This is a genomic window from Saccharopolyspora sp. ASAGF58 (genome assembly GCF_012277335.1).
Lineage (GTDB): Bacteria > Actinomycetota > Actinomycetes > Mycobacteriales > Pseudonocardiaceae > Saccharopolyspora > Saccharopolyspora hattusasensis.
Map to the genome: position 1 here is coordinate 1,613,264 of NZ_CP040605.1, position 16,339 is coordinate 1,629,602.

A 16,339-nucleotide genomic window follows, 5' to 3' on the forward strand; every position below is an offset into this window, starting at 1 on the left:
CGCATGGGCTGCGGGATCCCCGGTTCACGCATGCCCGTCGGGACTGCCCTCGCCTGACGACGCCTAAGGACCCGCAGAGGTGCAAGAGCGGTTCCCGCCGCTTCCTCAAGGTTAAGGGCGCCTCCTGCCAATCAGGTTGGCAGGAGGCGCCCTTCACACTTCACTCGATCAGGCCGCGGCCTTCTCACTGCGCGTCGCCGACTTGCCATTGAACAGCGCGGCGAGCGTGAAGCGCGGACCGCTGAAACCGAGCGCCAGGCTGGCCGCCGCGAGCACCAGCACGTACTCGAAGCCGCCGTCCGCCGAGAAGAAGCCGCCGCTGAGGTGCGCGGCGAAGATCGCGCCCACCATGACCGCCGCGAGCAGAACGCCGGCGACCGGCATCAGCACGCCCAGGATCAACCCCAGGCCGCCGAGCAGCTCGACCAGCGCGGTGAACCACGCCGCCACCGGGGGCAGGCCCATCTTGCCGAACGAAGCGACGACATTGTCGATTCCGTAGAGCACGAACTTCTGGTAGGCGTGCGCGAGGAATGTCGCGCCCACGACGAGGCGCGCGACCAGGGCCGTCACGTCACGAAGACTGTGCTGCATGGGAAGAACCTTTCGGGGTCGATGTCTGGCGACGCCACCAAGCATTGCATGAAGCTTCAAGTACTATTCCTCGCTGAGAAGATCTTCACAGCTCTCCCGCGATCCGGAACGAGTCCCACGACAAGTCACCACAAAAGCGGCAAACGAGTAGTACCACCATGAATACTGGCGGGTAACGTCGGGGATGCCGCTACCGCTGCTGCCCGGTGGGCCGCTGTGCCCGCTCGGTCACGTCGCGGTGTTCGTCGACTGCATCAGCGCGGCCAGCCCGACCGGACCGATCTTCGGGCCGTGGATCAACACCGACATCACGCTCTACCTGCACCGGCCGTTCGAAGGCGAATGGCTCGGCATGGAGATCCAGCGGGACGTGCAACCCACCGGCATCGGCCAGGTCCGATTTCAATGGAAATTGCGGCGGACCCGGGTGGGGTCAGCGCTGGGTGGCCTTCTCCTGGAGAGCGGCGTGCTTGCCGAGGACCATCTCTTCCAGGTCGGACTGGAACTTGGACATGTCCGCGCGCAGGCGGGCCCCCAGCTCTCCGGAGTCCGCCGCCAGCGTCCGGACCGCGAGCAGACCGGCGTTTCGGGCCCCGCCCACCGACACCGTCGCCACCGGCACCCCGGCGGGCATCTGCACGATCGACAGCAGCGAATCCATCCCGTCCAGGTACTTCAGCGGCACCGGCACACCGATCACCGGCAGCACGGTGGCCGAGGCGACCATGCCCGGCAGATGCGCGGCACCACCGGCTCCGGCGATGATCACCCGGATGCCGCGGTCGGCGGCGGTGCGCGCGTAGTCGAGCATCCGCTGCGGCGTGCGGTGCGCGGAGTAGACGCCCGCCTCGAACGGCACGTCGAACTCGGTGAGCGCGTCCGCGGCGGCCTGCATCACCGGCCAGTCGGAGTCGCTGCCCATGATCACGCCGACCAGGGGGTTCTCGCCTGCCACGCTCGGACCTCTCGCTTCGCTGCGTCGTGTTGCGTCAGTGGATCTGGTGGCCGTCGAGCCATTCGGCGTGCGACAGCCAGTGTGCGGCCAGCCGCGCCTGCTCCCGCACCTCGTCCATCCGGTCCCCGAGCACGGTCACGTGGCCGAGCTTGCGCCCCGGGCGCTCGCTCTTGCCGTACAGGTGGACCTTCGCGTGCGGGTAGCGGGCGAACAAGTGGTGCAGCCGCTCGTCCACGCCCATCTTCAGCTCGATCGGCGAACCCAGCAGGTTGGCCATCACCACGGCCGGCGCGGTCTGCTCGGTGCTGCCCAGCGGGTAGTCCAGCACCGCGCGCAGGTGCTGCTCGAACTGCGAGGTCCGGGAGCCTTCGATGGTCCAGTGTCCGGAGTTGTGCGGGCGCATCGCCAGCTCGTTGATCACCAGGCCGTCGTCGGTCTCGAACAGCTCGACCGCGAGGACGCCGGTGACATCGAGCGATTCGGCGATCTTCAGCGCTAGGCCCTGGGCCTGCTCGACGAGTTCCGCCGAGGCGTTCGGGGCGGGCGCGAGCACCTGTACGCAGATGCCGTCCTCCTGCACCGTCTCCACCAGCGGCCACGCCGCGCCCTGCCCGAACGGCGAGCGCGCGACCAGCGCGGCGAGCTCGCGGCGCAGCGGCACTCGCTGCTCGACGAGCAGCTGCGCGCCGCTTCCCAACAGCTCGGTGACGGTGTGCTTCGCGCCGTCCGGGGTGTCGAGCACCCACACGCCACGGCCGTCGTAGCCGCCGCGGGCGGTCTTCAGCACGCACGGCCAGCCGTGCTCGGCGCCGAACTCCAGCACGTCGGCGACCTCGGTGACCTCCGCGAACGGCGGCACCGGGAGACCGAGTTCGGCCAGCTTGCGGCGCATCACAAGCTTGTCCTGCGCGTGCAGCAGCGCATCCGGGCCCGGCTGCACGGAAACCCCCGCCGCAGCCAGCACGCGGAGGTGTTCGCCGGGCACGTGCTCGTGGTCGAAGGTGACCACATCGCACCCCTGCGCGAAGTTCTTCAGCGCATCGAGGTCCGCGTGGTGCCCGATCTCCACGTTCGGCACGACGAGCGCGGCGGCGTCGTCCGCCGAGGTGGCCAACACCTTCAGCGACTGCCCCAACGGGATCGCAGCCTGGTGGGTCATCCTCGCGAGCTGGCCACCACCGATCATGCCGACAACTGGGGTTCCGGTGCGGTGGTCCACCCCGCAAGCCTAAGGCGCGCACACCCCGCATCCGCGCGGGGACCGCCCCGACGCGACCCACCTCACAGCGCCGAGGTCCGCGGGAATCGGTCCTCCAGTTTCGATTGAAACTGGAGGACGTGCCGACGCCCCCGGACGACTGGGGACTTGCGCAGTTTCCAATTGAAACTGCCGTCACAGGGAGGCCAGCAGCTCGCAGGCCTGGTCGTGGTCGTCCGGCAGGAGCTCCTCCCGCAGGAGCAACGGCCCGCAACCGTGCAGTGCCGGGTCCGCCGCCAGTCGGTGCTGGATGGTCCAGCGCGCCTGGAGACAGCGGGCCGGCAGCAGCCGGTCGCGCGACGCGAGCACCACCGCCGTCGCGGACCGCAGCAGCGACGTCGTCTCCCCGCCGTCGAACACGATCCGCAGTGCGTCGGCGATCAGCACCATCGCCATCATCTGCGGGTAGTCGTCGGCGTTGACGGCGAGCGACACAGTCACCAACGCGTGCCCATCACCGGCGGCCCGCCCCTCCACGCGGGCCGCCCGGTAGACCTCGTGCAGCCGGGTGCGCAGGTAGCCGGCCGTGGTCAGGCCGGTGAGCGGGTCCTCCACCTCGCGGCCGACCGACATCCGGGCCACCACGTCCGACCAGCCCAGCGCGGTGGCGCGAACCATCGCCGCCGGCACCGCATCCGGGTCGGCGGACACCAGCCCGTCGTGCTCGCCTTCCGACACCGCGTGCAACGCGGCGAGGTCCTGCAACGTCCCGGCGAGGCCGACACCGGCTTCCGCTCTGGACGCGCCGAGATCGGCCAGCGGATCCGCGAGGTCTTCTTCCGCGACGACCGCCGAACACACCGCGTCGACCGCATCCGACGCCCAGTCGCTCGGAAACGGCCACCCCGCGGCTAGGCTCGCGGTGCGCCAGCGCGACCGAAGCGCCCTGCGCCGCCCCTCGTCAGTCATTTCGTCACACCACAGCGGCCACTCCCTCATGCTCAACGCTCCTCCTCTTCAACAACCCGCCGATGGGACGAAGCAGCGGGTCGCCCATGACGGTGGAGTGAATGGCGCGAGCAATAAGATCCAGATCACAATAATCTTCAACTTTTTCGCGTCATGTCATCTGGCGCAGATGATCGTTAGAACACACAGAGAACGGCGAGCGCCCTGCGGGGAGGTAGGTGCGGCGTGGCGACAGTCCCGGCGGAAGTGCAGGACCCCAGCGACGGTGAACTGCTGGAAGAGGTCCGCAACGGCTCGTCCGCGGCTTACGCGCAGCTGTACGAGCGACACGTCGCAGCGGCGTACAACATGGCTCGGCAGGTCGCGAAGTCCCCGGCGGAAACCGATGACCTGGTGTCCGAGGCCTTCGCGAAGGTGCTCGACACGCTGCGGGACGGTCGCGGGCCGAACACCGCGTTCCGCGCCTACCTGCTCACGGCCCTGCGGCACACCGCCTACGACCGGACCCGCCGGGAGCGCAGGGTGCAGCTCGCCGACGACGTCGCGGAGGTGTCCGGCGCCGACGTCAGCGTGCCCTTCACCGACACCGCGGTCGCCGGCCTGGAGCGCACACTCGCCGCGCAGGCGTTCGCGCGGCTGCCGGAGCGCTGGCAGACCGTGCTGTGGCACGTCGAGGTCGAGGGCCAGACCCCGGCCCAGGTGGCGCCGCTGCTCGGCCTGACCCCCAACGGGGTTTCCGCACTCGCCTACCGGGCCCGCGAGGGACTCCGCCAGGCCTACCTGCAGGTTCACCTCGGGCACCTGGACGACGCCGAGTCCGGCGTCGAGCAGTGCCGGGCCGCCGTCGACCGGCTCGGCGCTTGGACCCGAGGCGGGCTGTCCAAGCGGGAAACGACCCAGGTCGAAGCGCACCTCGACGGCTGCTACCGCTGCCGCGCGCTGGCCGCCGAACTCGCCGACGTCAACGGTGCGCTGCGGGTCATCATCGCGCCGCTGGTGCTCGGTGGCTCGGTCACCGGTTACCTCGCGCTCGCCTCCTCCGGCGGAACGGCCGCCGGGGCGGCGGTCGCCGCAGGTAGCGCCTCCGGTGTTGCGAGCGCGGCGAGCAGTGCACCCCGCCAAGCGCTCACTGCCGGAGCGGCGACCGCAGTGCTCGCCGCGGCCATCGCCATCGCCTTGACCTCCGGCACGGAACAGCCGGTGCCCGTCGCGTCGACTCCGCCACCCGCGGTCCAGCCGCCACCTCCGGCTCCGCAGTCCCCGGCTCCGCAGTCTCCGGCTCCGCAGTCCCCGGCTCCGCAGTCTCCGCCGCAGCAACCGGCTCCGCAGCCCGCGCCGCCACCGGCGACGCCGAGCCTGAACGCCTCGGGCCCGGGCGAGCCGATCCAGCTGGTCGCCGGGGGAGCCCCGGCGGCGTTGCCGATCACGGTGAGCAACAGCGGCTCCGGGCCGTCCGAGCCGGTCATCTCGACGCTGAACCTGCCGCCGGGCGTGTCCGCGCAGCTGCCGACCGCCGTGCGGTCCGGGCCTGCCTCGACCACCCCGCAGAGCTGGGTCGCATCGTCTGCCCCGGCCCGCGTCCAAGCCCCGGACGCGCCGTCGGTGAGGTGCACGAACAAGACCGGCTCGATCGCCTGCACCACCGATCGCGGCCTACGGCCCGGCGAGACGTTCGTCTTCGACTACCGCGTGCAGGCCGACGAGTCCGCTACCAGCGGCGATATCACGGCGCGCATCAACGCCGGCACCGAGATCCAGCTGCACCTGCCGGCAGTTCCGGTCGTGGTCCGCCGGCCGGCACCGGTGGACGGCGTGGACGTCCGGACTTCCGCCTGGAACCCGGGAACGCTGCAGCTGTGCGGCACCGGCAGCTTGGACCACGCGCCGTGGCTGTGCAGCCGGATCACGATCGACGTGCGCAACACCGGAACCAGCACCGGGCGCGCCGTAGCCTTGGCCCAGCTGCCCGAGGGCGTCCAAGCGGCCGGGATGTCGCCGAAGTGCGCCGCCGAGCCCGTGGACCAGCGCCGGATTCGGTGCGCCGCCGAGCTGGCCCCGGGCAAGTCCTTCCACAGCGAAATCTGGGTCAGCGCCCTGCCCGGCTTCCCATGGCCGGAACCGATCGGGACCGGTCTCGTAGAGGCCGACCCGGCAGAGCCAACGCAGGCCGGGGCCGAGCCGGACGCCGGTTGGATCATCCGCTACGTGACAATCCCGGTGTCCGGGACCTTGGGTTCGGCCCGCGACAGTGATCCGGTGTCCGTGCGGCTCTGGTACCCGTGGGTGCCGCCCGCACCGCCGGCGCCGGAACCGCCCGCGCCGACCCCGACGCCCACGAGCACGCTGCCGGAGTGCCCGTGGTGGCCGCCGGGCTGGGGCTACCGCCCGCCATGGACCCCGCCGGGTTGGAGCGACCGGCCGCCGTGGGACGAGCACGGCTGGGGCGACCGGCCGCCGTGGACCCCGCCACACTGCTGGTGGCCTTGGCCGCCGAACCTGTCGCAACCGGTCCCGCCGTCGAGCAGTCCTACGACCACCGCTCCGCCGGGCACGACGCCACCCACCACGACGCCACCGACCACCAGGCCACCGACCACGTCGACACCGCCCAGCAGTACGCCGCCGAGCAGCTCGACGCCGAGCAGCACAACGCCGCCCAGCAGCTCGACGCCGCCCAGCAGCTCGACGACGGATTCCACGACACGCCCACACCCGAGTTAAATCGCCGAGTGAAGTCGCTCAGTTGGAGTAGCTCCGTAGACTCGAGGACGTGTCCGCTGTCGATTCGGTACTCGCGCGCATCCCGCAGCCGTACCGGTCCCTCGCGATCCGGCACCGCGAGTTGCTCAAGTTCGGGGTCGTCGGCGCGATCACGTTCTTCATCGACACGGGCATCTTCTACGCGCTGAAGCTGACGATCCTGTCACCGAAGCCGGTCACCTCGAAGGTCATCGCGGTGCTGGTCGCGACGATCGTGTCGTATGTGCTGAACCGGGAGTGGTCGTTCCGCACCCGCGGCGGTCGGCGGCGGCACTACGAGGCGACGCTGTACTTCGTGATCAGCGGCATCGGGGTCGGGTTGTACTCGGCGCCGCTGTGGATCTCGCGGTACATGCTGCACCTGCAGACGCCCTTCACGAGTCGGCTGGTGGAGGAGATCGCCGACTTCACGTCGGGGCAGATCATCGGGCTGCTGGTCGGCATGGCGTTCCGCTGGTGGGCGTTCCGCAAGTGGGTCTTCCCCGCCGAGCAACCCGACCGCCGCCCCTCCCCCCGCGACCGAATCTCAGCCCGCTGAGACCTGTCCGAACTCGTCCCGCCCAGCGCTGCGGGTAGCGGCTTCCGGCCGTGAGTGCCTTGGGGCTGCAAAGGCTGCCTTGGAAGGTGCTGTTTGAAGCGAACCGACAGTTCGCGCCACCTACCGACCCGAACAGGCCGCTCGCTTCACACCCCGGCTGACGCGTCCGGGCCAGGCAATTCCCGATGGGGTCGTTACCGAACCGCCAGGCACGACGGGTTCACAATCAGCCCCTGCCGGTGCCCCGAACCGCTCACGGGTTTTGAACAGCGGAAGCGTGGTCTTCGCCGGTTAAGTGCGGTGCCGGGTCAGCGGGGGGTGGACTCGCGGTTCCAGGAAACGCCGAGGATGTCGTCTGCTCGGGCGATCGGGAGGAACACCTCGAACATCGCCGGGCGCGCTTGGCTCAGCTCCAGCCGTCCGCCGTCCGCCTCCACCAGGGCTCGGGCCAGCGCCAGGCCGACGCCGGTCGAGCCCCTTCCGGAGAAGCCGCGCTCGAACAGGTACGGCACCAGGGCATCCGGCACGCCCGGTCCGGAGTCGCCGACCTCGACGACGACGGTTCCGCCGCCCTGCCTCGCGGCCAGCATCACGGTTCCCTCGCCGTGCCGCAGCGCGTTGTCGAGCAGCACGCCGATCGTCTCCCGCAGGCGCGTGGGGGTGGCCCGCGCGAGCAGGCCTTCCGACACCTTCAGCCGCAGCGTCCGCCCCGCAGCCTTCAGCGGCTCCCGCCACTCCCCTGCGACATCGGTGAGCAGGCTGGACACGTCCAGGGGCTCGGCGTCCCGAGCGCGCGCCGCGGTGGCCGCCGCGAGCAGGTCGTCGAGCACCCCGGAGAGTCGTTCGGCCTGTTCGAGAGCCGCGCTGGCCTCCTCGGCGATCTCCGGGTCGTCCGCTGCGGCGAGCGCCTCCAGCCTCAGGTGCAGCGCGGTGAGCCGACTGCGCAGCTGGTGCGAGACGTCACCCACGAGATCGCGCTCGCGCTGCACTAGCTGCGACAATGCCGCGCCAGAGGCGTCCAGCGCATCGGCGACGCGGTCCAGTTCCGGGACCTGGTGCCGCTGCGGGTCGGCGCGGAAATCGCCGGCACCGAGCCGGGCCGCACGCGCCGCGACGTGCTTCAACGGGTCGGCGAGCCGCCGGGCGGTGAGCGTCGCGACGATCATCCCGGTGCCGGCTGAGAGCACCACCAGCATCAACACCAACGCCGCCACCTGGAGCTGCTGGGTGCGCACCGGGGCGCTCGGCGCGGCGATCGTGACCGTGCCGCTCTGCACCATCGGCACGCTCTCCACCAGCGGATCCTGCCCGGGATCCGGGCCGTAGACATAGTCGTGCGCCTGCGTGCGCACGATCAGCCGGGCCCCGTCGGGCACCGCCAGCCGCGCCGCGTTGAGGTCGATCGAGCGCTGCGAGGCGATCTGCTCGTCGAGGAGCGTCGCGATCTGCTGCGCCCGGGTGGTCAGATCGCCGGCCGTGAGGTCCTGGACGAGCTTCAGCGCGCTGAAACCCAGCGGCAAGCCAAGCACGACCGCGGTGACCGCCACCGCGAGTAGCGTGGCCTGCAGGATCCGGCGGCGCATCGCGGATCAGTCCGCGTTAAAGCGGAACCCGACGCCGCGCACCGTGGCGATCCGGGTCTCGTCGAGTCGGCCGTTGCTGTCGCTGAGCTTCCGGCGCAGCCACGAGATGTGCATGTCCAGCGTCTTGCTGCCCTTGCGGTCGGACTCCGGCCAGACCTCTTCGAGGATCTCCTCGCGGGTCACCACCTGGCCAGCGTGCTGCATCAGCACCCGCAGCAGCTCGTACTCCTTGTTCGCCAGCTGCACCTCGTGCTCGTTGACCAGCACCCGGCGGGCCGTCAGGTCGAGCCGGACGCCGGAGGCCTCCAGGGTCTCCGGGGCGCCGCGGCGCAGCAGGGCGCGGATCCGGGCCATCAGCTCCGCGAGCCGGAACGGCTTGGCGACGTAGTCGTCGGCGCCCGCGTCGAGGCCGACGACGAAGTCGACCTCGTCGGTGCGCGCGGTGAGCATCAACACCGGGAGGCCGCGGCCCTGCGCCCGCAGCCGCCGGCACACCTCCAGGCCGTCCATCTCCGGCAGCCCGAGGTCGAGCACCAGGAGATCGATCCCGCCCGAAGCGGCGGCGCGCAGCGTCGATGGGCCGTCTTCGCTCACCTGCACCGAATAGCCCTCGCGCTGCAGCGCTCTGGACAACGGCACAGCGATGGCCGGGTCGTCTTCTGCCAGCAGCACCACGCTCACGCCTTCCAGACTAGAGGGCGCAGATGATCACGTCCGGTGTCCTGGGCGATTCGCCGGAACCGGCTGGTTGCGGGCCCTTCGCGGATCGCCGGGCGCAGCGGCTAGGGTTCCTGCGTGACCCGCGATCTGGACCTCGCCCTGCACCTCGCCGACGTCGCTGACGGGATCACCGTCGGCCGGTTCCGGGCCCGGGACCTGAGCGTGGACCGCAAGCCCGACCGCACACCGGTCACCGACGCGGACCTCGCGGTCGAGGACGCGGTGCGCGAGGTGCTCGGCGCACAGCGCCCGGACGACGTGGTCGCGGGCGAGGAACGCGGCGGCGCTGCCGGGGCGGGCCGGGCGTGGGTGCTCGACCCGATCGACGGCACGAAGAACTTCCTGCGCGGCATCCCGGTGTGGGCGACGCTCATCGCGCTGGTCGACGACGGCCGACCGGTGGTCGGCGTGATCAGCGCCCCGGCGCTCGGCAAGCGCTGGTGGGCGGCGGCCGGGGCGGGCGCCTGGTGCCGCACCGGCGACGCGGAGCCGGAGCGGATCGGGGTGTCCGGGGTGCGGGACCTCGCCGACGCGTACGTGTCGACGACCCACCTGGGCACGTGGGTGGAGTACCACTCGCGGGAGTCCTACCTGCGGCTGATCGACGCCTGCTGGGAGAACCGGGCGTTCGGCGACTTCTGGCACCACTGCCTGGTCGCGGAGGGCGTGATCGACATCGCCGCGGAACCGATCGTCAACCCGTGGGACGTGGCGGCGGCCCAGGTTTTGGTGGAGGAAGCGGGCGGCACCTTCACCGACCTGTCGGGAAATCCCCGCTACGACGGCGGAAGCGCCCTTTCCACCAACGGCCACCTGCACTCGGAAGCCCTGCAGCTCCTGCAGAAGTAGGGTTCCGGCGGCCGGGCGCGAGGTCGGGGCCTGCGACCCCGTCGAGAACCCCCAGACCGGATCGGCGCGTTGCCCCAGCGAACGGAATCCGCATCCACACCTCGCACAGCGAAGGAACCCACCCGCCGCCGCACTGAGCCCCCCGGCCGAACCGGCGTATGCGTGAACAGCTCGAGCACCTGCTGATCTTGCAGCGCAGGGACAACGTCTCGCTGCGGATGGTGCCGTTGACCGCAACGCCGCACCCGGCCTTGGATGGATCTTTCTCCCTCTACGAGCTGCGCGACGGCACCTCGCACGTCTTCGTCGAAGCCCGCTACTTCGCAGTCGCTCTGACAGAGCCTGCCGACGTGGAGCCATTCATGAAAGCCTGCCAAAAGCTGGACCACTGCGCGTTGGACAAGGAAGAGTCGACCTGCTTGATCAAGGACATCGTGGGGAGGCTCGGCGATGAGTGAACTGGTGTGGCGGAAGAGCAGCCGAAGTGGCTCCGTGCACAACTGCGTCGAGGTGGCGATGACGCCGGATGCGACGGCCGTGCGTGACTCCAAGGACCCCGACGGCGGCACCCTCGCCTTCAACATCGGGCGCTGGCACAGCTTCTTATCCGCCATCAAGGCCGACCACTACCGGTGAGGCGCCGCGCAGATTGGGACAGGCCAGGTGGCGATTTCGCGCGAAATCGCCACCCGGCAGGCGTGGGGAGCGGCGATTTCGCGCGAAATCGCCGCTCCCCACGGACCTTGGGCGAGCGGCCGTTCACTCCGTTGGTTTGCCTCTGTTCAAGAGGCGGGCGTAGGCGGAGCCTGCCGCCAGGAGGATCAGGCCCGCGCAGAGGAAGGCGATCACCCGGGCGAAGCCGTCCAGGGTCGCCAGGTCGAACAGCAGCAGCTTCGCCAGGGACACCGCGATCAGCACCAGGCCCGCGATGCGCAGGTGCTTCACCCGGACTCCCCGCAGCAGCAACGCGATCGCCGCCACCACCCAGCTCAGGGTGATCAGGATGTGGCCGGTGAGGAAGCTCTCCCGTGCGTCGCTCACCAGCAGGCACGCCGCCATCGTCGCGCTCGCCGTTGCGTACAGCAGCGCCAGTCCCGATGCCGCCCACAGCGGCAGCGACCCCGGCAGTTCCGCCAGCTTCCCGATCCGAGTCGCCGCGACCGGCAGGGCCACCGCCACCAGCGCGACCAGCAGTCCGGCCAGCAGGCCGCGGATCCCGGTGCCGCCGTCGTGCCAGAGGAGCGCGGTGATCGGCAGCTCGTTGAAGAATGCCAGCAGGAACCCGAAGGTCGCGTAGCACGTCGCCCCGAGCAGCACTCCCGGGCTCCGCAACAGGAATCCGCCGACGCCGAGCAGCAGCGCTTCGCATAGCAGCGCCGTTCCCCAGCTCGATGAATCCAGGAAGGTCAGGGTCGTCTGCACCGCGGCGACAGCGGCCATGCCGCCGGCCGCGGCGACGAACCGGGTCGACAACCGGTTCCGGAACGCGGGCGTGAACCGCCCGGCCGCCCAGATTCCCACCAGCAGCACGACCATTGCGGTGCCGATCGCGCCCGCCGCCGGACGCTCCAGCATCAGCGGCCCGGTTAGGAAGGCCGGCGTCGGTGCGGCGATGAGCAGACCGATGGCCGTCCCATCCGCATCCGGCCGGGCACCTGCGGTGATCGCCGCGACCGCCACGCCGAGCACCGCGGCGGCGAAGATCGCGACCACTAGCGCGGTGTCGTGAATCCAGATCCCCCGCACGCTCGCTGCCAAAGCAGCCAGCACGGTGGGAACTCCGGCCGCCACCGCGAGGCCAGCCCAACCCCGTCGCACCTGCACCGGGGTCGCCGCGACCTGCACCAGCACTACGAAGCCGACGAGCAGCGAATCCGCGGTCTGCGTGATCAGCGGCGCGCAGATCGCCGAGCTGAGCACCACGCCGAGGGCCAACGGCTGCGCCCGCCACCGATCCGCGAGCGCCAGGCCGGCGACGCTGACCGCGAGGCCGACCCCGAGCCCGGTAGGCACCGGCAGGTAGTCGTAAAGCGCGGTGGCCGCCACCACGTCCAGGAACAATGCGCCGAAACCAGTTGTGGCGAGGGCGAATCCGGCGATTCGACCCGCCCCGCCCGACTCGTCGGCCGCGGACCGGCAATGCATCCACCACCCGGCCGCGACCAGCAGCGCGGCGAGCACCGCGCCACCAGCGACCCGCGCGCCCGGCCCCAACCATTCCTGCTGCACGGCGAGCACCAGCAGGAACACCACGCCCAGCAAGGTCACCCCGGCGCCGACCCAGGCCAGGACGCGGCTCGGTTCCAGGTCCGCGCCGAACCGCTGACGCGCATCCCCAGCCGGGACCTGCGACAACCCCGGATACGGCCGCGGTGCCGCCCGCGGCTGCATGGCGGCCGATTGTTGCGCATAAGCCTGATAGTGCTGCGCAGCAGCGATTTGCTGTTCGGGTCCAACCGGATACTGCATGGCGGCCGATTGTTGCGCAGATGCCTGGGACTGCTCCGCTTCAGATTGTTGCCCGAATCCCGAGTGCTGCTGGCCTGCAACAAAATGCTGCGCGAAGGCCTGGGTTTGCTGCGCAGGTCCAACCGGATACTGCTGCGTTGCAGCCGGTTGTTTCGCCGAAGTATGAGTCTCAGCCGCAGCAGGTTCTTGCTCGGATCCCGCCGGATGCTCGGGTGCCGGAGCCTGACGATGCTCCGCAACGTCAGACTGCTGCTCGGACGTGGCTTGATGCGGCCGCACAACCGGATACTGCTGCGTTGCAACCGGATACTGCTGCGTTGCAGCCTGTTGCTGGTGCGGGCGCTGTTGTGGCGCCTGCAGCTGGGCTTGCACCATGTTGCCCAGGTACGTCAGCCGCTGGCCGATGGCGTGCAACTCACCTGCGACCAGTTGCAGTGCTTCGCCGGGCTGTTGTTGCGACATGGTCCTGAAGTCTGCACGCCCTCCGGCGCACCAGCATCGGTAGCACTACTCAGATGCGATCACAGCTTGATACGGATGCGCACCGAAGCCGGTCGTGAGCCCACAACCAGGCCAGGAACTGCGGAAACCGCGAAACCTCCGGCTCACGCGCGATGTGCAACGGTGCCCTTCGCCGGCGTGCTGGTGACGTCGACCGGGCCGACGGCCCCGCGCAACGCCTGGGTCCAGGTGAGCCTGCCGAACAGGTAGAAACACGCCACCTGCTCGCTCGTGAACCGCGCCCAGTCGTAGCGATTCCCCTGCTCGCGCCAGAAGACCTCCCAGGCCGGGGCGCCGTCGACCTCATCGCGCACCAGGCACCAGGCGTCGTCGGCCTCGGCCCCCACGGACACCAGGTCTTCCGGGACGCCCATCGCCACGAGCCAGCCGAGCACGGATTCGGTGTTCACTTCGCGGCCTCCTGCGCCGTCGCGCCATCAGTTGTCGCCGGACCGTCGTCCGCCTCATCGCGCGCGATCCGCAGCTTCGACGCCACGCCGGCTTCGGCCGCCTTGACCTCGACATCGTCCCTGGTGATCCGCTCGGTCGAAGCCACGGCGGTCTTCCCGTCATCCTCCGAGGTCGCCTCCTCGCGCGGAGAATCGACGGTCGAAACCACCGCCCCTCCGTCTGACACATCCTCGCGGGCGATGCGCAGGGTCGCCGCCTCGGCGACCTCCCGCGCCTTGGTCAGCTCCACCAGGTAACCGAGCCCGACGAGATCGATCAGCGAATAGGTCGCGCGGTAGCGCTTGCCGCCACCGGGCTGCGCGAACCACGGCGCGGCAACGGCCTGCCACACCGGCAGCGGGCGCATGACCCGATACCGCCGGTAGTCGCGCTCGTCATACGCAGCGGGCAACGACCGCTGCGCGAAAGGCGTTGCAGCGGCGAACAAAATGCGGCCGTCGCCGCTGCCCAGGCAGTCGAGCACCGTGTCCGGCTCCAACACCACCGGCTCCGCCGGTTCCACGCCGCCCTCCGGGAACTCCGCCGCCGGCGGCCACGCGTACTCGCTCCGCTCGCCGACGCGTGCCAAGAACCGGCGCTCCCACTCCGGCTCGCTGAGCTCGCCGAGCGGCTCATGGCCCTCGGTGAGCTCCGCAGGCAGCTGCTCGGGCTCGCTCCGCTCGGCCCGATCGCGCTGCGCTGCCGCATAAACCTCGGCCGACCGCGCGCGCTCCAGCGCATCGCTGTCGTCCACCAAGTGCGACTGTGGGTGGTCCTGCGGCGGGAAGCTCAATCCGGGCCGGTCCTCCTCGACCGCCTCCGGCACCGGCAGTTGCCTGCTCGCCCTGCTCGCCGCGACGGGCATGTAGCCGATCGGGAACTGGTGCAGCACGAACGCGACCACATCCGCGTTGCGGCTGCCCTGCCGCAACGGGCGCTGCGGCGCGTCCGGCACCACCGGAGCGGGCGGCTGCGCCGGAGCCGGAAGCGGACGCAACGGAGCGCGCTGCATCGGCTGGTGCGTCTGGGGCTGGTGCGTTTGAGGCTGCGGCGCCTGGGGCTTGTGCGTTTGAGGCTGCGGCGCTTGAGGTGCCTGCGAGCCGGGAGAGCCGAAGGCGATCGGGCCGCGCGGAGCGACCGGCGGCATCGGTGGGCGCGCTGCGGCCGCCGGAGGCGGAGCAGCCGACACCGGCGGAGCCCCCGGCGCACCGGGCTGCGCCACGAAGTGGCCGCCCTGAGCCGCCGGAGGCGGCGGACCGAAGCCCTGCGACGGCGCGGCCGCGCCCGCCAGCGGCGGCTGCGGAGCCTGCGGCGAAGCCCAGGCGGAGTGCACCGCGTGCGGCGCTGTGCTGGAGGCGGGGTCGCCGCCCTCGGGCGTCCAGCCCGAGCGGGCGGAGTCGCCGATCACCGGGATCGGGCCGGTGTGCGCGTCGGCGAGGCCTGGGGCCCAGCCGCCGGGATCGACCTTGACCGGGCCGGTGTGCTCGGCATCGCCCTGCCAGGGACCTGCGGTTCGTGCAACTTCTTCGACAGCGCCGTGCGCACCTGCTGCGACACCCCCAACTGTTCCGTGCGCAGATCGACCGACACCTTCGACCGCGCCCCCGACGTCCCCAACAGTGTCATGCGCGGCCCGGCCGACGCCCCCCGCAGCGCCACCAACGGTCTCGTGCGCGGCCCGGCCAATGCCTTCCGCAGCGCCACCAACGGTCTCGCTGGCGACCCGTCCAACACCGTCAGCGGTCTCGCTGGCGACCCGTCCAACGCCGTCGACAGCTCCATGCGCAGTCTCGCCAACCGCACCGGCCGCCCCGGACACGGCATCGGCCCCGTGAGTCACAGCCGCATCCACTGTGGACGATGCTGCGCCCAGGGCGTCACCGTCGGCGGACAACAGGCCTTGCGGGCCGTGCGGTTCCACCAGCACGCCGCTGTCCAGGTCCACCGCCGACGTCAGCGTGTTGTGGACCTGCGCCACGTTCGCCGCCGCGCCGTTCAGCGCCGAGTCCAGCGCGGCCAGCGCCTGCGGATGCCCGGCGGCAGCCGCCTGTTCGGCCGCGTCGGTCTGCTTCGCCAGCACCACCAGTTCCCGCACCAGCTGAACTTTCGCCGCGCCGACCTGCTCGGCCGCGTGGTCCAGGCGGTCCGCAGCGGCTCGGCACTGCTTGGCCGATGACGGCAGCACCCCGTCGTCGGCGACCAACTTGTCCCAGTCCCGGCGCGCCGCCTGGGCGGCCTCGCCGTCGAACGCACCGAGCGCGCCCTGCGCAGTGCTGTCGGCGGCACTGGTGAGCGCCTCGATCGACTTCGCCGCGTCCCGCCACGCCGACGCCGACTCCCGCATCTTGTCCTCGTCGGCTTCCGGCCACTTCGCGCCAGTCCGCGCCGCGACATCCTTGAGTTCGGCGGGAAGTTCGATGCCCATGCGCCGGTCACCCCCGCCCGGCTAGTCGGCCGAGCACGTCGGCGTTGCCGGCGTCGGCCTGCCCGGTCGTGGCGACGGTCGCGGCGAACTTCTCGCCCATGTCGTGCAGCCGCCCGGACATCGCACCGAGGTCGTCCAGCGCCTGGCCGGCGCGCCCGCAATGGGTGCGGGCGAAGCTCGCGCCGATTTCGTCGCCGCCCCAGCAGTCACCGGCGACGTCGAGCGCCTCGCGGAGGGTGTCGGCGATCCGCCGCGCCTGCCCGGCGAGGCCGCCGAACTCCCCGGCATGCTTGGTCAGCTGCCCGAGATCACTTCGGAAGCCGCTCAT

The 16,339-nt window shown here is 70.9% G+C and carries 15 protein-coding genes; 5 read left to right on the top strand and 10 right to left on the bottom strand.

Annotated features, from left to right (window positions below; translation table 11 throughout):
- Positions 1-168 precede the first annotated feature (168 nt).
- From FDZ84_RS07295 to FDZ84_RS07310, 4 genes are all read right to left on the bottom strand, one after another.
- Entirely contained in the window at positions 169-594 is a 426-nt protein-coding gene (locus FDZ84_RS07295) for a DoxX family protein (RefSeq protein WP_210435462.1), read from the bottom strand.
- Positions 595-1,027: 433 nt separating this feature from the next.
- Entirely contained in the window at positions 1,028-1,516 is a 489-nt protein-coding gene (purE, locus tag FDZ84_RS07300) for a 5-(carboxyamino)imidazole ribonucleotide mutase (protein ID WP_168589872.1), read from the bottom strand.
- Positions 1,517-1,583: 67 nt separating this feature from the next.
- Positions 1,584-2,768 (bottom strand): 5-(carboxyamino)imidazole ribonucleotide synthase, encoded by a 1,185-nt coding sequence (locus FDZ84_RS07305; protein WP_168585273.1) that lies wholly within the window; start codon positions 2,766-2,768, stop codon positions 1,584-1,586.
- 174 nt (positions 2,769-2,942) lie between these two features.
- Complete coding sequence (locus tag FDZ84_RS07310; RefSeq protein ID WP_168585274.1) at positions 2,943-3,716, bottom strand: hypothetical protein; 774 nt, start codon at positions 3,714-3,716, stop codon at positions 2,943-2,945.
- A gap of 225 nt (positions 3,717-3,941) precedes the next feature.
- Here FDZ84_RS07310 and FDZ84_RS38640 point away from each other — a divergent pair, with 225 nt between their 5' ends.
- Both FDZ84_RS38640 and FDZ84_RS07320 read left to right on the top strand, forming a co-directional pair.
- Entirely contained in the window at positions 3,942-6,437 is a 2,496-nt protein-coding gene (locus tag FDZ84_RS38640) for a sigma-70 family RNA polymerase sigma factor (protein ID WP_246868856.1), read from the top strand.
- Positions 6,438-6,486: 49 nt separating this feature from the next.
- Positions 6,487-7,014, top strand: coding sequence for a GtrA family protein (locus tag FDZ84_RS07320; RefSeq protein ID WP_168585275.1), 528 nt, complete (start codon positions 6,487-6,489; stop codon positions 7,012-7,014).
- 308 nt (positions 7,015-7,322) lie between these two features.
- On the opposite strand, the gene FDZ84_RS07325 is transcribed toward FDZ84_RS07320, so the two are convergent.
- A complete protein-coding gene (locus tag FDZ84_RS07325; protein WP_168585276.1) occupies positions 7,323-8,597 on the bottom strand; it encodes an ATP-binding protein in 1,275 nt (424 codons plus the stop codon).
- A 6-nt stretch (positions 8,598-8,603) separates the two neighbouring features.
- Positions 8,604-9,278: a response regulator transcription factor gene (locus FDZ84_RS07330; protein WP_168585277.1), complete on the bottom strand. Its 675-nt coding sequence runs from the start codon at positions 9,276-9,278 to the stop codon at positions 8,604-8,606.
- A 114-nt stretch (positions 9,279-9,392) separates the two neighbouring features.
- Between FDZ84_RS07330 and hisN the strand changes: the two genes are divergently transcribed.
- From hisN to FDZ84_RS07345, 3 genes are all read left to right on the top strand, one after another.
- On the top strand, positions 9,393-10,166 hold the full coding sequence (hisN, locus tag FDZ84_RS07335) for a histidinol-phosphatase (RefSeq protein ID WP_168585278.1): 774 nt from the start codon (positions 9,393-9,395) through the stop codon (positions 10,164-10,166).
- A 158-nt stretch (positions 10,167-10,324) separates the two neighbouring features.
- Entirely contained in the window at positions 10,325-10,624 is a 300-nt protein-coding gene (locus tag FDZ84_RS07340; protein ID WP_168585279.1) for a Scr1 family TA system antitoxin-like transcriptional regulator, read from the top strand.
- Complete coding sequence (locus tag FDZ84_RS07345) at positions 10,617-10,802, top strand: DUF397 domain-containing protein (protein WP_168585280.1); 186 nt, start codon at positions 10,617-10,619, stop codon at positions 10,800-10,802. The genes FDZ84_RS07340 and FDZ84_RS07345 overlap by 8 nt, the downstream gene beginning before the upstream one ends.
- 123 nt (positions 10,803-10,925) lie before the next feature.
- Here FDZ84_RS07345 and FDZ84_RS07350 read toward each other — a convergent pair whose 3' ends face one another.
- The 4 genes from FDZ84_RS07350 to FDZ84_RS07365 all read right to left on the bottom strand — a co-directional run bounded on the left by FDZ84_RS07350 (position 10,926) and on the right by FDZ84_RS07365 (position 16,339).
- A complete protein-coding gene (locus FDZ84_RS07350; RefSeq protein ID WP_246868857.1) occupies positions 10,926-12,635 on the bottom strand; it encodes a DUF2339 domain-containing protein in 1,710 nt (569 codons plus the stop codon).
- Between the two features lie 605 nt (positions 12,636-13,240).
- Entirely contained in the window at positions 13,241-13,546 is a 306-nt protein-coding gene (locus FDZ84_RS07355) for a hypothetical protein (RefSeq protein ID WP_168585281.1), read from the bottom strand.
- A complete protein-coding gene (locus FDZ84_RS07360; protein ID WP_168585282.1) occupies positions 13,543-16,011 on the bottom strand; it encodes a glycohydrolase toxin TNT-related protein in 2,469 nt (822 codons plus the stop codon). Before FDZ84_RS07360 ends, FDZ84_RS07355 begins: the two co-directional genes overlap by 4 nt.
- A 7-nt stretch (positions 16,012-16,018) precedes the next feature.
- A complete protein-coding gene (locus FDZ84_RS07365; RefSeq protein WP_246868858.1) occupies positions 16,019-16,339 on the bottom strand; it encodes a WXG100 family type VII secretion target in 321 nt (106 codons plus the stop codon).